Source organism: Tardiphaga sp. P9-11 (genome assembly GCF_008329525.1).
Taxonomy (GTDB): domain Bacteria; phylum Pseudomonadota; class Alphaproteobacteria; order Rhizobiales; family Xanthobacteraceae; genus Tardiphaga.
This window is the reverse complement of the sequence record NZ_NPKQ01000002.1, coordinates 723,430-738,350: the sequence shown is the minus strand read 5'-3', so window position 1 is coordinate 738,350 and position 14,921 is coordinate 723,430. Positions and strand designations below refer to the sequence as shown.

At 62.0% G+C, this 14,921-nt stretch carries 16 protein-coding genes; 7 read left to right on the top strand and 9 right to left on the bottom strand.

All coding sequences use genetic code 11. The features are described from left to right. Positions 1 to 58: 58 nt before the first annotated feature. The 6 genes from CIW50_RS09935 to CIW50_RS09910 form a co-directional block, all read right to left on the bottom strand. Positions 59 to 1,186, bottom strand: a complete 1,128-nt coding sequence (locus CIW50_RS09935) for a branched-chain amino acid ABC transporter substrate-binding protein (protein WP_149531058.1) — start codon at positions 1,184 to 1,186, stop codon at positions 59 to 61. Between the two features lie 306 nt (positions 1,187 to 1,492). Beyond that, on the bottom strand, positions 1,493 to 2,602 hold the full coding sequence (locus tag CIW50_RS09930; RefSeq protein WP_089264999.1) for a branched-chain amino acid ABC transporter substrate-binding protein: 1,110 nt from the start codon (positions 2,600 to 2,602) through the stop codon (positions 1,493 to 1,495). 147 nt (positions 2,603 to 2,749) lie between these two features. Next, positions 2,750 to 3,487, bottom strand: a complete 738-nt coding sequence (locus CIW50_RS09925) for an ABC transporter ATP-binding protein (protein WP_149531057.1) — start codon at positions 3,485 to 3,487, stop codon at positions 2,750 to 2,752. Next, the gene (locus tag CIW50_RS09920; protein ID WP_149531056.1) at positions 3,484 to 4,314 is read right to left on the bottom strand and encodes an ABC transporter ATP-binding protein; all 831 of its coding nucleotides are present in this window, start codon (positions 4,312 to 4,314) and stop codon (positions 3,484 to 3,486) included. The genes CIW50_RS09925 and CIW50_RS09920 overlap by 4 nt, the downstream gene beginning before the upstream one ends. Further along, a complete protein-coding gene (livM, locus tag CIW50_RS09915; protein ID WP_149531055.1) occupies positions 4,311 to 5,633 on the bottom strand; it encodes a high-affinity branched-chain amino acid ABC transporter permease LivM in 1,323 nt (440 codons plus the stop codon). The genes CIW50_RS09920 and livM overlap by 4 nt, the downstream gene beginning before the upstream one ends. A gap of 10 nt (positions 5,634 to 5,643) precedes the next feature. Next, the gene (locus CIW50_RS09910) at positions 5,644 to 6,561 is read right to left on the bottom strand and encodes an ABC transporter permease subunit (RefSeq protein WP_089264995.1); all 918 of its coding nucleotides are present in this window, start codon (positions 6,559 to 6,561) and stop codon (positions 5,644 to 5,646) included. A 318-nt stretch (positions 6,562 to 6,879) separates the two neighbouring features. On the opposite strand from CIW50_RS09910, the gene CIW50_RS29015 reads away from it, so the two are divergent. Continuing rightward, entirely contained in the window at positions 6,880 to 7,032 is a 153-nt protein-coding gene (locus CIW50_RS29015; protein WP_170849538.1) for a hypothetical protein, read from the top strand. 237 nt (positions 7,033 to 7,269) lie between these two features. After that, positions 7,270 to 7,881 (top strand): hypothetical protein, encoded by a 612-nt coding sequence (locus CIW50_RS09905; RefSeq protein ID WP_197738358.1) that lies wholly within the window; start codon positions 7,270 to 7,272, stop codon positions 7,879 to 7,881. A 12-nt stretch (positions 7,882 to 7,893) separates the two neighbouring features. Here the strand turns inward: CIW50_RS09905 and CIW50_RS09900 are convergent, their stop codons facing one another. The 3 genes from CIW50_RS09900 to CIW50_RS09890 are packed head-to-tail and all read right to left on the bottom strand — an operon-like array spanning position 7,894 to position 10,448. Continuing rightward, positions 7,894 to 8,283: a carboxymuconolactone decarboxylase family protein gene (locus CIW50_RS09900; protein ID WP_149531054.1), complete on the bottom strand. Its 390-nt coding sequence runs from the start codon at positions 8,281 to 8,283 to the stop codon at positions 7,894 to 7,896. Between the two features lie 13 nt (positions 8,284 to 8,296). Further along, entirely contained in the window at positions 8,297 to 9,076 is a 780-nt protein-coding gene (gene pcaD, locus CIW50_RS09895; protein ID WP_149531053.1) for a 3-oxoadipate enol-lactonase, read from the bottom strand. 22 nt (positions 9,077 to 9,098) lie between these two features. Beyond that, the gene (locus CIW50_RS09890) at positions 9,099 to 10,448 is read right to left on the bottom strand and encodes a 3-carboxy-cis,cis-muconate cycloisomerase (RefSeq protein ID WP_149531052.1); all 1,350 of its coding nucleotides are present in this window, start codon (positions 10,446 to 10,448) and stop codon (positions 9,099 to 9,101) included. Positions 10,449 to 10,656: 208 nt separating this feature from the next. Here CIW50_RS09890 and CIW50_RS09885 point away from each other — a divergent pair, with 208 nt between their 5' ends. From CIW50_RS09885 to CIW50_RS09865, 5 genes are all read left to right on the top strand, one after another. Continuing rightward, positions 10,657 to 11,103, top strand: a complete 447-nt coding sequence (locus tag CIW50_RS09885; RefSeq protein ID WP_149531051.1) for an SRPBCC family protein — start codon at positions 10,657 to 10,659, stop codon at positions 11,101 to 11,103. Between the two features lie 170 nt (positions 11,104 to 11,273). Then, positions 11,274 to 11,759 carry a (2Fe-2S)-binding protein gene (locus CIW50_RS09880; RefSeq protein WP_089264990.1) on the top strand — a complete coding sequence of 162 codons (486 nt, stop codon included), beginning with the start codon at positions 11,274 to 11,276 and terminating at the stop codon, positions 11,757 to 11,759. 46 nt (positions 11,760 to 11,805) lie between these two features. Beyond that, complete coding sequence (locus tag CIW50_RS09875) at positions 11,806 to 12,612, top strand: FAD binding domain-containing protein (RefSeq protein ID WP_089264989.1); 807 nt, start codon at positions 11,806 to 11,808, stop codon at positions 12,610 to 12,612. Positions 12,613 to 12,650: 38 nt separating this feature from the next. Next, positions 12,651 to 13,559: an AAA family ATPase gene (locus CIW50_RS09870; protein ID WP_149531050.1), complete on the top strand. Its 909-nt coding sequence runs from the start codon at positions 12,651 to 12,653 to the stop codon at positions 13,557 to 13,559. Positions 13,560 to 13,681: 122 nt separating this feature from the next. Continuing rightward, complete coding sequence (locus CIW50_RS09865) at positions 13,682 to 14,911, top strand: vWA domain-containing protein (RefSeq protein ID WP_502707477.1); 1,230 nt, start codon at positions 13,682 to 13,684, stop codon at positions 14,909 to 14,911. Positions 14,912 to 14,921: the final 10 nt, after the last annotated feature.

The window sequence follows — 14,921 nt, the reverse complement described above, 5'->3', positions numbered from 1 at the left end:
GAAGCTTCACTTTGCCGGGGCGGGGAGAGGTTAGGAAAGCGCTGCCACTTAAGAGTTATCACGTTCCCTTCGCATCGATCTGGCTGTAGTTGCCCTTGGCGTCCCACTTGTAGACGACGTAGTCGATCGCCTTGATGTCGCCCTTGGCGTCGAACGCCATCTTGCCGAGTACGGTGTCCCATTCACCGGCCTTGATCACGTCCATCACTTTCTTGGTGTCGGTGGAGCCGGCCTTGGCGACGGCCTGCGACCAGACCTGGAATGCCGCGTAGGTGTAGAGCGTGTAGCCTTCCGGATCGATGTTCTTGGCCTTGAACTTCTCGACGATCGCTTTCGCGGTCGGCTTGTTGCGCGGGTCTGGGCCGAAGGTGAACAGCGTGCCTTCCGCAGCCGGGCCGGTGATGGAGGCGAATTCCTTGTCGTTCATGGCGTCGCCGGCCATCAACACGGTCTTGAGGCCCTGGTCGCGCATCTGGCGCAGGATCAGACCGGCTTCCTGATGATAGCCACCCACATAAACCAGATCGATATTGTCGCGCTTCAGGCGCGAGACGATCGAGTTAAAATCCTTGTCGCCCTTGTTGTAGCTCTCGAACATCTTTTCGGTGAAGCCGGCCTTGTTGAGTGCCTTCTTGGTCTCGTCGGCGAGACCCTTGCCGTAAGTGGTCTTGTCGTTGAGGATCGCAACGTTCTTGCCCTTGAAGTTCTTGGCAATGAAGTCGGCGGCAACGAGGCCCTGCTGATCGTCGCGGCCGCAGACGCGCAGCACATTGGCGAGCTTGCGCTCGGTGAACAGTGGATTGGTCGAGGCCGGTGTGATCTGCAGCACGTTGCCATCGGCATAGGCTTCGGAAGCGGGGATCGACGACGACGAGCAGAAATGGCCGGCGACGAACGGCACTTTGGAGCTTGCAAGCTTCTCGGCGATAGAGCGCGCCTGTTTGGGGTCGCAGGCATCGTCGCCGACCTGCAGCGCCAGCTTCTTGCCGAGCACGCCGCCGCCGGCATTGAGATCGGCCACGGCCTGTTCGGCGCCGTTCTTCATCTGGCGGCCGAAGGCAGATTCGCCGCCGGTCATCGGGCCGGCGACCGCGACGTTGATGTCCTGCGCAAAAGCTGCGGTTGAGAGCAGCGACGCGGCAAAGGCAAGACCGGTCAACTTGCCGATCACATTCAATGGTTTCATGGGGGATGATCCTCGCAAAGAGTTTTCGGCCGCAAAGGCAATCCGGCCGCCCGAACGATAGGATCATTCTCAACTTATTTTGATGCCGAGTCATCGGCAATTTTCGGCCGCAAACAGCCTGCCTGTGAGTCCGGCTGCGGCAGGTCGTCGCAATAGCTTTCGTTGCGTGAACCCGCTCCAGCGGATCAGAAAAGATGCCGAAGCCGCCCTGCTGGGCAGTCGCCTCACATCGGCTCAGGCATCGACATCATGACGTGAGGCGAGCCGCACCTCGCGCTATCCGCGGAGAGGTGCGGCCCTGCAGGCTTACTGCTTTAATTCGGCGTAGTCGCCCTTGGCGTCCCACTTGTAGACGACGTAGTCGATGGCCTTGATGTCGCCCTTGGCGTCGAAGGCCAGCTTGCCAAGCACGGTGTCCCATTCGCCGGCCTTGATCGTGTCCATCACCTTCTTGGTGTCGGTGGTGCCGGCCTTGGCGACGGCCTGCGACCAGACCTGGAACGCCGCATAGGTGTAGAGCGTATAGCCCTCGGGATCGATGTTCTTGGCCTTGAAGCGGTCGACGATCGCCTTGGCGGTCGGCTTGTTGCGCGGGTCGGGACCGAAGGTGAACAGCGTGCCTTCCGCAGCGGGGCCGGTGATCGAGGCGAACTCCTTGTCGTTGATAGCGTCGCCTGCCATCAGCACCGTCTTGAGGCCCTGGTCGCGCATCTGGCGCACGATGAGGCCGGCTTCCTGGTGATAGCCGCCGACATAAACCAGATCGATATTGTCGCGCTTCAGGCGCGACACGATCGCATTAAAATCCTTGTCGCCCTTGTTGTAGCTCTCGAACATCTTCTCGGTGACGCCGGCCTTGTTCAGCGCCTTCCTGGTCTCGTCGGCGAGGCCTTTTCCATAGGTCGTCTTGTCGTTGAGGATCGCGATATTCTTGCCCTTGTAGTTCTTGGCAATGTATTCGCCGGCGACAAAACCCTGCTGATCGTCGCGGCCGCAGACGCGCAGCACATTGGCGAGCTTGCGTTCGGTGAATAGCGGATTGGTCGAGCCCGGTGAGATCTGCAGCACATTGCCGTCGGCATAGGCTTCCGAGGCCGGGATCGACGACGACGAACAATAGTGACCGGCGACGAACGGAATGCGCGCGCTGGCGAATTTCTCGGCGATCGAGCGTGCCTGCTTGGGATCGCAGGCGTCATCGCCGACCTGTAGCGCCAGCTTCTTGTTCAACAGACCGCCGGCGGCGTTGATATCGGCGACGGCGAGTTCGGCACCATTCTTGAACTGGCGGCCGAAGGCGGATTCGCTGCCGGTCATCGATGACGCGACGGCGACAGGAATATCCTGTGCCAGTGCAACGGACGCCAGCGCAATCGAAGCACCCGCCGTCAAGCCGATAAGTTTGATGAATTTCATAGGAAGTCCCCGTGTTCCGTTCGAATGCGGGCAATTGCGACGCCGTGACGGAATCGCGATTGGCGCATCATTCTACCTTGAGAATAGTGTCGATTGTTTGCGTCGCTCTGCGTGTTTGATTGTCATACGGTGAAGAATGTCGATCCGTCAGCCGTGCCGGCCGCCTTCGAGATAGGCGGAGCGGATTTCCGGAGCCTTCAGCAATTCACTGCCCGTGCCTGACAGGGTGATCAGTCCGTTGACCATGACGTAGCCGCGATGAGCCAGACGCAGCGCGTGATTGGCATTCTGTTCGACGATCAGGACCGTCAGGCCGTCTTGCTTGTTGAGCACGCGGATGGCATCGAAAATCTGCTTGGCGATCAGCGGTGCGAGCCCGAGCGACGGCTCATCGAGCAGCAGCAGGCGCGGGCGGCTCATCAGTGCGCGACCGATGGCCAGCATCTGCTGTTCGCCGCCGGAGAGCGTGCCGCCACGTTGGGTCATGCGCTCCTTGAGGCGCGGAAACAGCGTCAGCACCTTGTCGAGGCTGCCGGCGCGCTCCGTTGGCGTGCTCTCGTTGACGTCGGCGCCCATCTGCAGATTTTCCGCGACACTCATACGCGGGAAAATCCGGCGGCCTTCGGGTGATTGCGCGATGCGCATGCGCGCGATCTCGTGGGTCGGCAGGTCGGTGATATCCGTTCCGTCATAGGTGATCACGCCCGAGCGCGCCCGCGGTTTGCCGAAGATCGTCATCATCAGTGTCGACTTGCCGGCGCCATTGGCACCGATCAGTGCGACGATCTCGCCGTGCTTGATGTCGAGATCGACGCCTTTCAGCGCTTCGATCTTGCCATAGGACGCGCGCAGGCCGGTGACGGTGAGGATGGGGGTGGCGCTCACGTCTCGCCCTCCATCACTGCAATCGCTTCTTCCTCGTCCGCACCAAGATAAGCCGCGATGACTTTAGGATTGTCGCGAATTTCCTGCGGCGTGCCGTCAGCGATCTGCACGCCATAGTCGAGCACGTTGATGTGGTCGGAGATCTCCATCACCACCGACATGTCATGCTCGATTAGAAGAATCGATGTGCCATGATCGGCGCGAATCTTCAGCAGCAGCTCATTGAGTGCGGCGCTCTCGCGCGCATTGAGGCCTGCGGCAGGTTCGTCGAGGCAGAGCAGTGCGGGTTCGGTACACATCGCACGCGCGATTTCGAGTCGGCGCTGGTCGCCGTAAGGCAGGTTGCCAGCGGCATCGTCAGCGCGCTCCAGAAGGTCGATCTGATCGAGCCAGTAGCGCGCGAGGTCGATCGCAGCCTTCTCGGCAGCGCGATAGCTGGGCACGCCGAACAGGCCGAGAAAGGTGAAGCCCGAGGCGCGCATCAGTGTGTTGTGCTGCGCCACCATCAGGTTTTCCAGCGCGGTCATGCCCGGAAACAGCCGGATGTTCTGGAAGGTGCGCGCGACCTTGGCGATCTTCGAGATACGGAAATCGTTGAGCTTCTCTAGTCGCCATTCGTCGTCACCGTTGCGCAGACGGATGGTCCCGGATGTCGGCTTGTAGAAGCCGGTGATGCAATTGAAGACGGTGGTCTTGCCGGCGCCGTTGGGACCTATCAGCGCGGTGATCTTGCCGCGCTCGGCGGTAAATGAGAGATCGTTGACGGCGACGATGCCTCCGAAGCGCATGGTCAGATTTTCGACGCTGAGGATGTCGTTGATGTTCATCCGTGCCCCTCTTTGACGAGGTCGGACGAGATCACCGTGTTGCGTTCGAGAAAGACGGTGGGCGCGCGGTGGCCGATCAACCCGCGCGGGCGCCAAATCATCAGCAGCACCATGGCGCCGCCGAATACCAGCATGCGGAATTGCTCAAGTCCTCGGAACAATTCAAAGCCGCCAATCATCGCCAGCGCTGCGAGCGCCACGCCGAGCTGCGAGCCCATGCCGCCGAGCACGACGATGGCCAGCACCAGCGCAGACTCATGGAAGGTGAAGGATTCCGGGCTGATGAAGCCCTGACGAGTCGCGAAGAACGCGCCGGCGAAGCCGCCGAACATGGCGCCGGTGGCAAAGGCGGTGAGCTTGGTGGTGGTGGTGTTGATGCCCAGCGCGCGGCAGGCGACTTCGTCCTCGCGCAGTGCTTCCCAGGCGCGGCCGATCGGCAGGCGGCGCAGGCGGATGGTGACCCAGTTGGTGAGGAGGGCGAGGGCGAGGATCAGATAGAACAGGAAGACGATGCGATGGGTCGGCGAGAATTCGATGCCGAGTAAAGCGGCAAGGCCGTCATCGCCCGGCGTCAGCGGAATGCCGAACATCGTGGGACGCGGAATGCCGGAGACGCCGTTGGGGCCGCCGGTGAGGGTCTGCCAGTTGATGATGACGAGGCGGATGATCTCGCCGAACGCCAGTGTAACGATCGCGAGGTAGTCGCCGCGCAGCCGCAATACCGGAAAGCCGAGCAGCACGCCGAAGAACGCGGCGAGAATGCCGGCGAGTGGCAGGCAGATCCAGAACGACAGGCCAAAATTGGTGGCCAGCAGCGCGTAGGAATAGGCGCCGACCGCGTAGAACGCGACATAGCCGAGATCGAGCAGGCCGGCGAGGCCGACAACTACATTGAGGCCCCAGCCGAGCATCACGTAAGTCAGCACGAGAATGCCGAGATCGAGGATGTAGCGCTCGTCATAGAAGATCACCGGGACGAGGAAGGTGAAGATCAACAGCGCCGGCACCAGCGCTCGGCCGGCGAAGGAAAATACCTTCTGCGCCGACGGCGGCACGACGCGCACGGTGTCCACTGGGCCCCACCAGCGGCGCAGCAGCTCCATGACGATACTGCCGCCGAACACCACGGCGACCATCGCGGCGAGATCGCCGAAGCGCGTCCACCAAGTCAGTTGCCCATCGGAGCCGGCCTCGGTGCGGATGCCGATCATCAGTGAGAACAGCACCAGCGCGACCAACGCGGAGATCACGGCCTTCTTCAGAATGAATGCGGCGTCCGGGCCGCGGGCAGTCTTAGCTTGTGATGCGTTTGCTGCCACTTGGATCCCGTCAGACTTTTTCGACTTCGGGACGGCCGAGGAGGCCGGTCGGCAGGAAGATCAGCACCACGATCAGAATCGAAAAGGCGGCGACGTCCTTGTATTCGGTGGAGAAGTAGGCGGCCCACAATGTCTCGATCAGGCCGATCAGCAAGCCGCCGAGCATCGCGCCGGGCAGCGAGCCGATACCGCCGAGCACGGCGGCCGTGAAGGCCTTGATGCCGGCGACGAAGCCCATGAAGAAATCTACGAGGCCGTAATAGAGCAGGTACATCATGCCCGCAACTGCAGCGAGTGCCGCGCCGATCACGAAGGTCATGGAGATGGTGCGGTCGACATCGACGCCGAGCAGCGAGGCCATGGTCTGGTCCTGCTCGCAGGCGCGCATGTCGCGGCCGAGGCGCGTGCGGGCCACCAGCCAGGTGAACAGCGCCAGCAGCACGATGGTGGTGATGACGACGATGATCTGGATGTTGGACAAGCGCACGGCGAAACCGTCGGCGCCTTCATGTAGCGTGTAGCCGCCGGTGATGATCGGCGGCACCGGCTTGACGCGGGCGCCCTGCGCGACCTGCGAAAAGTTCGTCAGCACGAAGGACATGCCGATCGCCGACAGCATCGGTGCGAGGCGGAAGGAATGGCGCAGGGGACGATAGGCGATGCGCTCGATGGTCCAGCCATAGAGCGAGGTGATCGCCATCGACACCAGCAGCACCAGCAGCAGGATCACCGGCACCGCGGTGAGGCCGATCGAGACGAGAATGAGAAAGGTGATCAGCGCGATGAAGCCGCCGATCATGAAGATATCGCCATGGGCGAAATTGATCATGCCGACGATGCCGTAGACCATCGTGTAGCCGATCGCGATCAGGCCATAGATGGAGCCGAGCACGAGACCGTTGATCAGTTGCTGGGCGAAATAATCCATGCGCTGCCGAATTCGAGTGAGGCGCCACCATGATCCGGCAGCCGGATCATTGCGTCGTTGTATCGTTTTCTAACAGCGGCCATTGGAGGCGGCAACAGGGGCTGGTGCGGCTAAAGTAGCCTGTACATGCTGTTTTTCGCGGCGATTGGCGTCCGTTCGCTTGCGCCGCAGCGCACACAAATCCGCGCCTTATTTGCGGCTGTTCCGGTGTCACAGTTGCGCCGTGCAACGGCCTTGCAATTATCACGCGGGAACCGAAACGAAGATCGGGGCTGCACGTTGTCGGGCGTTGAATGGTTCAACACAGGAGATTGAAGAATGTCCAATCAGAACCAGCAAAAGCCCGGTCAGCAGAAGCCGGGCCAGCAGAGCCAGAACCCGGGGCAGCAGGGCCAGAAACCCGGCCAGCAGCAGGGCGGTGGAATGAAGCCCGACCACGAGCAGGACCCGGGCCGGCAGGGCCAGAGATAGGCCGTCAGGCAGACATCAATTGAGGTTTGGGTCGTTCTCAGCGACCCATGTGGAAGGCCCCGCCGAAAGGCGGGGCTTTTCGTTTGGCAAGTCCCGATCGTATTCCCCCGCCGTTATCCCGGCAATTTTCGAATTAAGGTTACCAATTGGTTTACATTGTCCGTCTGATTGAACGGGCGTTACGTCGACGCAGGCGTGCGACTCCTGCGAGTCGCCGGCAGAGCGGTGGACGACGTGATGGATCAGAGCAGCGCAGACCAGACCGGAGCCCATCAGGGTGGAACTCTGCAGGCTGGCACGTTTCAGACCGGTACGTTTCAGACTTGGCGGATCAGCACGTTCACGGGCGCGCTGATCGCCTGCTATTTCATCCCGACCTGGACGATCTTCGCGTTCCGCATCATGGTCTCGCCGATCCAGGGCTTCTATGAGCGCCCCAATATTTCACTGGCGCTGTTTCTCAGCGACTACATGCAATTTTCCAGCATGGGCACGGTGCGCTATGCGTGGCTGCTCGCCGTCGGCAAGCTGACGGTGGTTGCTTTCTTCATGGTATTCCTGGTGTTCATCACACGGCCGAAAATCCGCAAGACGGGCGGCTGCGATGAGGCGTTGATGATGGCGCTCGGTATCGGCGGCGTGATCTCGTTCGCCAGTATGATCATGGCATCGAAAGTCGGCGAGATCGCCGCAATGCGCCTGCACATCACAGAATTGCTGCTGCTGCTGGGCACCGCGGTGCTGATGGCGATCGAGCCGCCGCTGCGTCGCGCGGCGGCGCAGGAGCTTGACCCCGGGCAGCCGGGCAAGGCAGCCAACGACGCACAGCTTCTGCAAAAAGTCGCCTAACTAAAAGGTCGCCTAAATGGCGAGTCCGAGTTCTTTAATGATCGCGCCGGCTTCCTTGGTGGCGTGATTGGCCGCCGGGACGCCGCAATAGATCGCCTGCTGCAACAGGATTTCCCTGATGTCGTCAGGTGTGAAGCCGCCTTCGGTGAGGGCGGCGCGCACATGCATGCGAAATTCGTCCCACTGGCCGAGCGCCAGCATGGTGCCGATCACCAATACGCGGCGCGTGCGATCATCGAAATGCGGCCGCGTCCAGATCTCGCCCCAGGCGTAGCGGCTGATCAGATCGAGAAAATCCGCATTGAATGCGTTCTTGCCGGCGGCCGATTTGTCGACCCAGGCATTGCCGAGAACCTTGCGGCGTTTTGCGGTGCCTTCAGCGGCGCGCTGTTGCTCGTCCATCTTAGGTCTCCGTTCAGCGCTGCGTCAGGAAGCCAACGACGGCGTCAGTGAAAGCGTAGGGCTGTTCGACGTTCGAGATGTGTGCGGCGTCCAACAGCGTCATGCTCGCGCCGGGGATGTTGCTGCGGATCAGTTCACCAGCCGCAACCGGTGTTGCGTTGTCCTGACGGCCGGCGATCACCAGCGTGGGGCTTTTGATCTTGGGCAGCAGCGCGCGCTGATCGAGCGTGCTTAGCGCCTCGCAGGCAGCAAGATAGCCTTCGACCGGTGAGGCGATCAGCATCGCCTTCATCTTCGCGGTGGTCTCGGGCTCGCGCTCGCGGAAGTCGGCGGTCAGCCAGCCGCCGATGACGGCGTCGGCCACCGCGACAATGCCACCCTCACGCACCGCCTTGACGCGGTTATGCCAGTTGGTTGGATCCGGATAGTAGCAGCTGGTGTTGGCCAGGATGATCTTGTTGAAACGCTCAGGCGCGTTGGCCCCGAGCCACTGGCCGACCATGCCGCCCATCGACAATCCGCACCAGTGCACCTTGTCGATGTTGAGATCGTCGAGGATCGCCAGCACGTCCTTGCCATAGCGCTCCATCGAGGTCGGACCGTTCATGCCGGACTTGCCGTGGCCGCGGCGATCGTAGCGGATCACGCGAAACAGTTTTGTCAGCGCCGGCATCTGCGGCTCCCACATCGCCATGGTGCAGCCGAGCGAATTCGACATCATTAGCGTCGGCCCGCTGTCGCGGCCCTCCACGGAGACATTCAGCAGGCAGCCGTCGGCGTCGATCATGGGCATGGTGTGTCTCCCGAGTTTCTTCTTAACGGAGTGAGGCGAGCTGGCGGTCGATCAGGGCTTGCGAGACGCCCTGATAATCCATCGGCTCGAACAGTTTGGCGATCGCGGCAGCGCTGAGCTGCGCGCTGACCTTGGGATCGGCCGCGAGCACATCGCGCAAATGTTTCTTCTCGGCGACGGCGCGCTTCGTGGCGGCCTCGACCAGATGATGGGCGTCGCTCTTACCGAGCTTTTCGGCCAGCGCGAAGGTCACGGCTTCCGCCATAATGAGACCGTGGGTGGTGTCGAGGTTGCTGCGCATCCTGATGGCATCGACCTCAAGCCCTTCGGCGATGTCGACAATAGCCGCCAGCGCGCCTGAGGTGACCAGCAGCAGCGTCGGCAGTGTCGGCCATTCCGCGTGCCACGGACCAGCGCTGCGTTCGTGGTCCTGGATCTGCGCGGCAAAGATGGTTGCAGCAAGATTCGGCGCCATGGTCGCGGCCCCGAGCGCCGAAGCGGAAGCAACCGGGTTGCGCTTATGCGGCATGGTCGACGAGCCGCCGCGGCCTTCGCCTGACGGTTCGAACGCTTCGCCGACATCGGTCTGCATCATCAGTGACACGTCGCGGGCGATCTTGCCGCATGAGCCCGACAGGATTGCCAGCACGGAGGCGACTTCCGCGATGCGATCACGATGGGTGTGCCACGGCGCATCGGGCAGCGGCAGCTGCAATTCCTTGGCGAGTTGCTCGGCAACGACAAGCCCCTTGTCGCCGAGCGCAGCGAGCGTGCCCGCGGCGCCGCCGAATTGCAGCGCGAGGCCCTCGGTGCGCGATCGCTTCAGGCGCAGGCGCGAACGATTCAGGGCCGAGGCATATTCAGCAAGCTTCAGCCCGAACGGCATCGGCAGCGCGTGCTGCAGCCAGGTGCGGGCGACCACGGCGGTGTTGCGGTGCTTGACCGCAAGGCCTGCAAAGCCGGCAATGGCGCGGTCGATATCCGCCACCAGGGCGTCGATCGCGGCGCGCAGGCCGAGCATGGTTGCGCTGTCGATGACGTCCTGACTGGTCGCGCCCCAATGCACGTAGCGCGCGGCCTCGACATCGGCTTTCGCCACTTTGGCGGTGAGCGTCTTGACCAGCGGAATTGCGAGGTTGCCGGCATGCGTTGCAGCTTCTGCCAATGCGGCCAGATCGAACTGGTCGGCTTTGCAGGCGGCCTCGATGGCCTTTACGGCGCTGGCGGGAATCACCCCGACTGTGGCCTCGGCCCGCGCCAGTGCGGCTTCGAAGTCCAGCATATGCTGCAAATGGGCGGTATCATCGCAAACCGCGCGCATCGCGGGGCTCGATAACAAGGGCGCCAGCAGAGGGGAAAGGGAGGTGCTCATCTGTGCGGGACCCTAACCATTCCGGGCAGAGTCTGCCAATCCCCACAAACTCCCTGTCGACATTGCTTGTTGCATTGCGAATAGGCAGTGCATCCATCCGCGGGCCGGTCTTTCCTTTGCGCCCTCCGTGCATTACTTGGGATTGGGGGCAATCCCTTGGGGATGACAGCCTCAATTCCGGACGGCGACAAATTCAGGAGACAGACCCATGGCCATGACGATGAGCGGTGAAGTCCAGCTTGCGGCACCCCGCGACGTGGTGTGGGAAAAGCTCAACGATCCGGCAGTGCTGAAGGCCTGCATCCCGGGCTGCGAAGAGCTCGAGACCACCGAGGAAGGTGGTTTCCGTGCCACCGCCAAGATCAAGGTCGGCCCGGTCTCGGCGCGCTTCAAGGGCAAGGTTACGCTCAGCGATCTCGATCCGCCCAATGGCTACAAGATCACCGGTGAAGGCGAGGGCGGCGTGGCCGGCTTTGCCAAGGGCGGCGCCGTCGTCGGCCTGACCGACAAGGATGGCGGCACACTCCTGACCTACAATGTGGAAGCCCAGATCGGCGGCAAGCTGGCCCAGCTCGGTCAGCGCCTGATCAACGGTTCGGCCAAGAAGATCGCCGACGAATTCTTCGCGAACTTCGCTAAGGCCGTTCAGGGCTAGGCGCACAGGACCTTCCGATTACGATCAAGTGTTCTTGATCCCTCGTAAAAGCGCGCCAGAGACCGTCCCGACTTGAGGTTGCTCATTGCCGGGATGGGTCATAATATCCCTTTTGGAATGATTTTAATGACGCGCAGCCACGCAATGGCGGTGCGACCAAGAGAGTGCATATGGCCAAAATCTCGATGATCGTGAACGGCAATCCCGTCACCGGCAATATCGATCCGCGCACATTGCTGGTGCAGTTTCTGCGTGAGAATCTGCGACTCACCGGCACCCATGTGGGTTGCGACACGTCGCAATGCGGCGCCTGCGTTGTGCATCTCGACGGCAAGGCTGTGAAATCCTGCACCACGCTCGCTGTCATGGCCGATGGCCACGAGGTGAAGACCATCGAAGGCCTCGCTGCCGATGGTGCGCCGCTGCATCCGATGCAGGAAGCGTTTCGCGAGCATCATGGCCTGCAGTGCGGCTTCTGCACCCCCGGTATGATCATGACCGCGGTGGACCTCGTGCATCGCAAGGGACATGATCTCAGTGATCATCTGATCCGCGAAGAACTCGAAGGCAATCTCTGTCGCTGCACCGGTTATCAGAACATCGTGGCGTCGATCGCAGCCGGCGCCAAGGCGATGGCGAAGTCCGATCTCGCATAACGACGCACAACGATAATCGCGCACCGCGAATCAGGGATCCCCACCCATGTACGAATTCAAATATCATCGTCCGTCGACCGTGCGGCAGGCCGCCAATCTCCTCATCAAGAACGAAGACGCCAAGCTGATTGCCGGCGGTCACACGCTGGTGCCGGTCATGAAGCAGCGTCTGGCGGCGCCGCCGCATATCATCGATCTCTCGCATATCGAGGGCGTCGACGGCATCGAAATGAAGGGCCGTTCGCTGGTGATCGGCGCGCTGGCCAAGCATGCCGCTGTCGCGGCATCGCCGATCGTTGGTGAAGCCATCCCGGCGCTGGCCGAGCTCGCCGGCCTGATCGGCGATCCCGCTGTGCGCCACAAGGGCACCATCGGTGGTTCGCTGGCCAACAACGATCCCACCGCGGACTATCCTGCAGCCGTGATGGCCCTCGGTGCCACCATCACCACCAACAAGCGCAAGCTGAAGCCAGAAGAATTTTTCCAGGGCTTGTTCACGACCGCGCTGGAGGCCGACGAGATCATTACCAAGGTCTCCTTCCCCGTGCCGAAGAAGGCCGCCTATATCAAGTTCCGCAACCAGGCCTCGCGCTACGCGCTGGTCGGGGTGTTCGTGGCGCGTCTGCCCTCGGGTGTGCGGGTCACTGTCACCGGTGCGGGCTCGGATGGCGTGTTCCGCGTCGAGGAGTTCGAGGCTGCATTGCAGAAGCGGTTCTCGCCGAAGGCGCTCGATGGGCTTACAGTGCCTGCCGAAGGCCTCAACAGCGATCTCCATGGCAGCGCCGAATATCGCGCGCATCTGATCGGTGTACTGGCCAAGCGTGCGGTCGAAGCCGCCAACAACCGGGCCTGATATTTGTCAGGTTCGCACTTCCTCGGATCGGTTCTCTCATGACCAAGCCAGCGGCGCTCCCCACCTCCGTCGATGGCATGCTAGAGTTGCTGACATCGCACGGCTATCTCGCCGAGCGTTCGCTGGCGACAGTTACCTATCTGGCATTGAAGATGGGTCGGCCGCTGTTTCTTGAAGGCGAGGCCGGCGTCGGCAAGACCGAGATCGCTAAAGTGCTGTCGGCCGCACTCGGCCGCAAGCTCATCCGGCTGCAGTGCTATGAAGGCCTCGACGTCTCGTCCGCGGTCTATGAGTGGAACAGCGCCTCGCAGATGATCGCAATCCGTCTGGCGGAGGCGGCTGGCGATACCGATCGCGATCAGCTATCCAGCGACATCTTCGCCGAGCGCTATCTGATCAAGCGTCCGCTACTGCAGGCGCTGGAGCCCGATGTGAACGGCGCGCCGGTGTTGTTGATCGACGAACTTGATCGTGCCGATGAGGCGTTCGAGGCCTATCTGCTCGAAATCCTCAGCGACTTTCAGGTCACCATCCCCGAACTCGGTACCGTGAAGGCGCCGGTGCCACCGATCGTGATCGTCACCTCGAACCGCACCCGTGAAATCCACGACGCACTGAAGCGCCGTTGTCTGTATCACTGGGTCGACTATCCTAATGCTGAGCGCGAACTCGCCATCGTCAAGTCGCGCGTGCCGGGTATCTCCGCGAAGCTGTCGCAGCAGGTGGTGAAATTCGTGCAGGCGCTGCGTGACCAGGATTTCTACAAATCGCCGGGCGTTGCCGAGACGCTGGACTGGGCGACTGCGCTGACCGAACTCGACGCTCGCTCGCTGACGCCGCAGGTGGTGGGCGATACGTTGGGCGCACTATTGAAGTATCAGGACGATATCCAGCGCATGCAGGGTGATGCGCTGGCGAAGGTCATCAAGGAAGCGACGAACGATTAACACTCGTCATTCCGGGGGGCGGGCGGCGATAGCCGAACGCGAATCCGGAATTCCGAAATGTTCAGCGTGCAAACATTGCGAGATTCCGGGTTCGAACGCGAAGGCGCGTTCGCCCCGGAATGATGACAGAGGCAACGACGGAGTTTGGTTTGCCCATCGACCATCTCAATCCACCCACCGGCCAGATGGCAGATAATGTTATCGGCTTTGCGCGTGCGCTCCGTGCCGCCGGGCTGCCGGTCGGGCCGGGGGCGGTGATCGATGCGCTCAATGCGTTGCAGATGATTGAGATCGGCAAGCGCGCCGACGTATTCACGACGCTGGAGGCGATCTTCGTCAAACGCCACGAACATGCGTTGGTGTTTGCCCAGGCCTTCGATCTGTTCTTCCGTGCGGCCGACGAATGGAAGCAGATGCTGGATTCGGTGCCGCTGCCCGACGATGCCAAGCGCAAGCCGCCGCCGGCCTCGCGCCGCGTGCAGGAGGCGATGGCGCAGCCGGCACAGGGCGCAGAACGCGAGGCACCGCAGGAGCAGGAGATCAGGCTGTCGGTCTCCGACCGCGAGGTTTTGCAGAAGAAGGACTTTGCGCAGATGAGCGCCACGGAGATCGCCGAGGTCACGCGCGCTATCGCCAATATGCGGCTGCCGCAAGCTGAACTGCGCACGCGCCGCACCCAGCCGGACAAGCGCGGCGCGCGGCTCGATCTGCGGCGCACGCTGCGTGGTAGCCTGCGTACGGGCGGCGATATCATCGATATCCGCAGACTAGGCCTGATCGACAAGCCGGCGCCGATTGTCGCGTTGCTCGATATCTCCGGCTCGATGAGTGAATATACCCGGCTGTTCCTGCACTTTCTTCATGCCATTACGGATGCCCGCAAGCGCGTCTCGGTCTTCCTGTTCGGCACAAGGCTGACCAATGTGACGCGGGCGCTGCGCTCGCGCGATCCCGACGAGGCGCTGGCCTCGTGCTCGGCCTCGGTGGAAGACTGGGCCGGCGGCACGCGCATTTCCGCGTCGCTGCACAACTTCAACAAGCTCTGGGGACGCCGCGTGCTCGGCCAAGGGGCCATCGTGCTGCTGATCTCGGACGGACTGGAGCGCGAGGCGGATTCGCAGCTGGCCTTCGAGATGGACCGGCTGCATCGCTCCTGCCGGCGGCTGATCTGGCTCAACCCGTTGTTGCGTTTCGATGGCTTCGAGCCGAAAGCTCAGGGCATCAAAATGATGCTTCCGCACGTTGACGAATTCCGCCCGGTACATAATTTGAGTTCGATCGACGGACTGATCAAGGCGCTATCATCGGCCCCCCCGGTCCATCACCGCAGCCTGATCCGGCCCGCAGCTTAAGAGAGGCTTC

What these genes read in the sequence shown, in the direction of transcription:
- CIW50_RS09910 (WP_089264995.1), bottom strand. Translation starts at nt 6,561, where the DNA reads ATGGATTATTTCGCCCAGCAACTGATCAACGGTCTCGTGCTCGGCTCC.
- pcaD (WP_149531053.1), bottom strand. Translation starts at nt 9,076, where the DNA reads ATGCCCATGATCGACGCCGACGGCTGCCTGCTGAATGTCTCCGTGGAG.
- CIW50_RS09865 (WP_502707477.1), top strand. Translation starts at nt 13,682, where the DNA reads ATGACAGAGGCAACGACGGAGTTTGGTTTGCCCATCGACCATCTCAAT.
- CIW50_RS09870 (WP_149531050.1), top strand. Translation starts at nt 12,651, where the DNA reads ATGACCAAGCCAGCGGCGCTCCCCACCTCCGTCGATGGCATGCTAGAG.
- CIW50_RS09880 (WP_089264990.1), top strand. Translation starts at nt 11,274, where the DNA reads ATGGCCAAAATCTCGATGATCGTGAACGGCAATCCCGTCACCGGCAAT.
- CIW50_RS09900 (WP_149531054.1), bottom strand. Translation starts at nt 8,283, where the DNA reads ATGGACGAGCAACAGCGCGCCGCTGAAGGCACCGCAAAACGCCGCAAG.
- CIW50_RS09890 (WP_149531052.1), bottom strand. Translation starts at nt 10,448, where the DNA reads ATGAGCACCTCCCTTTCCCCTCTGCTGGCGCCCTTGTTATCGAGCCCC.
- CIW50_RS09935 (WP_149531058.1), bottom strand. Translation starts at nt 1,186, where the DNA reads ATGAAACCATTGAATGTGATCGGCAAGTTGACCGGTCTTGCCTTTGCC.
- CIW50_RS09930 (WP_089264999.1), bottom strand. Translation starts at nt 2,602, where the DNA reads ATGAAATTCATCAAACTTATCGGCTTGACGGCGGGTGCTTCGATTGCG.
- CIW50_RS29015 (WP_170849538.1), top strand. Translation starts at nt 6,880, where the DNA reads ATGTCCAATCAGAACCAGCAAAAGCCCGGTCAGCAGAAGCCGGGCCAG.
- CIW50_RS09905 (WP_197738358.1), top strand. Translation starts at nt 7,270, where the DNA reads ATGGATCAGAGCAGCGCAGACCAGACCGGAGCCCATCAGGGTGGAACT.
- CIW50_RS09920 (WP_149531056.1), bottom strand. Translation starts at nt 4,314, where the DNA reads ATGAACATCAACGACATCCTCAGCGTCGAAAATCTGACCATGCGCTTC.
- CIW50_RS09885 (WP_149531051.1), top strand. Translation starts at nt 10,657, where the DNA reads ATGGCCATGACGATGAGCGGTGAAGTCCAGCTTGCGGCACCCCGCGAC.
- CIW50_RS09875 (WP_089264989.1), top strand. Translation starts at nt 11,806, where the DNA reads ATGTACGAATTCAAATATCATCGTCCGTCGACCGTGCGGCAGGCCGCC.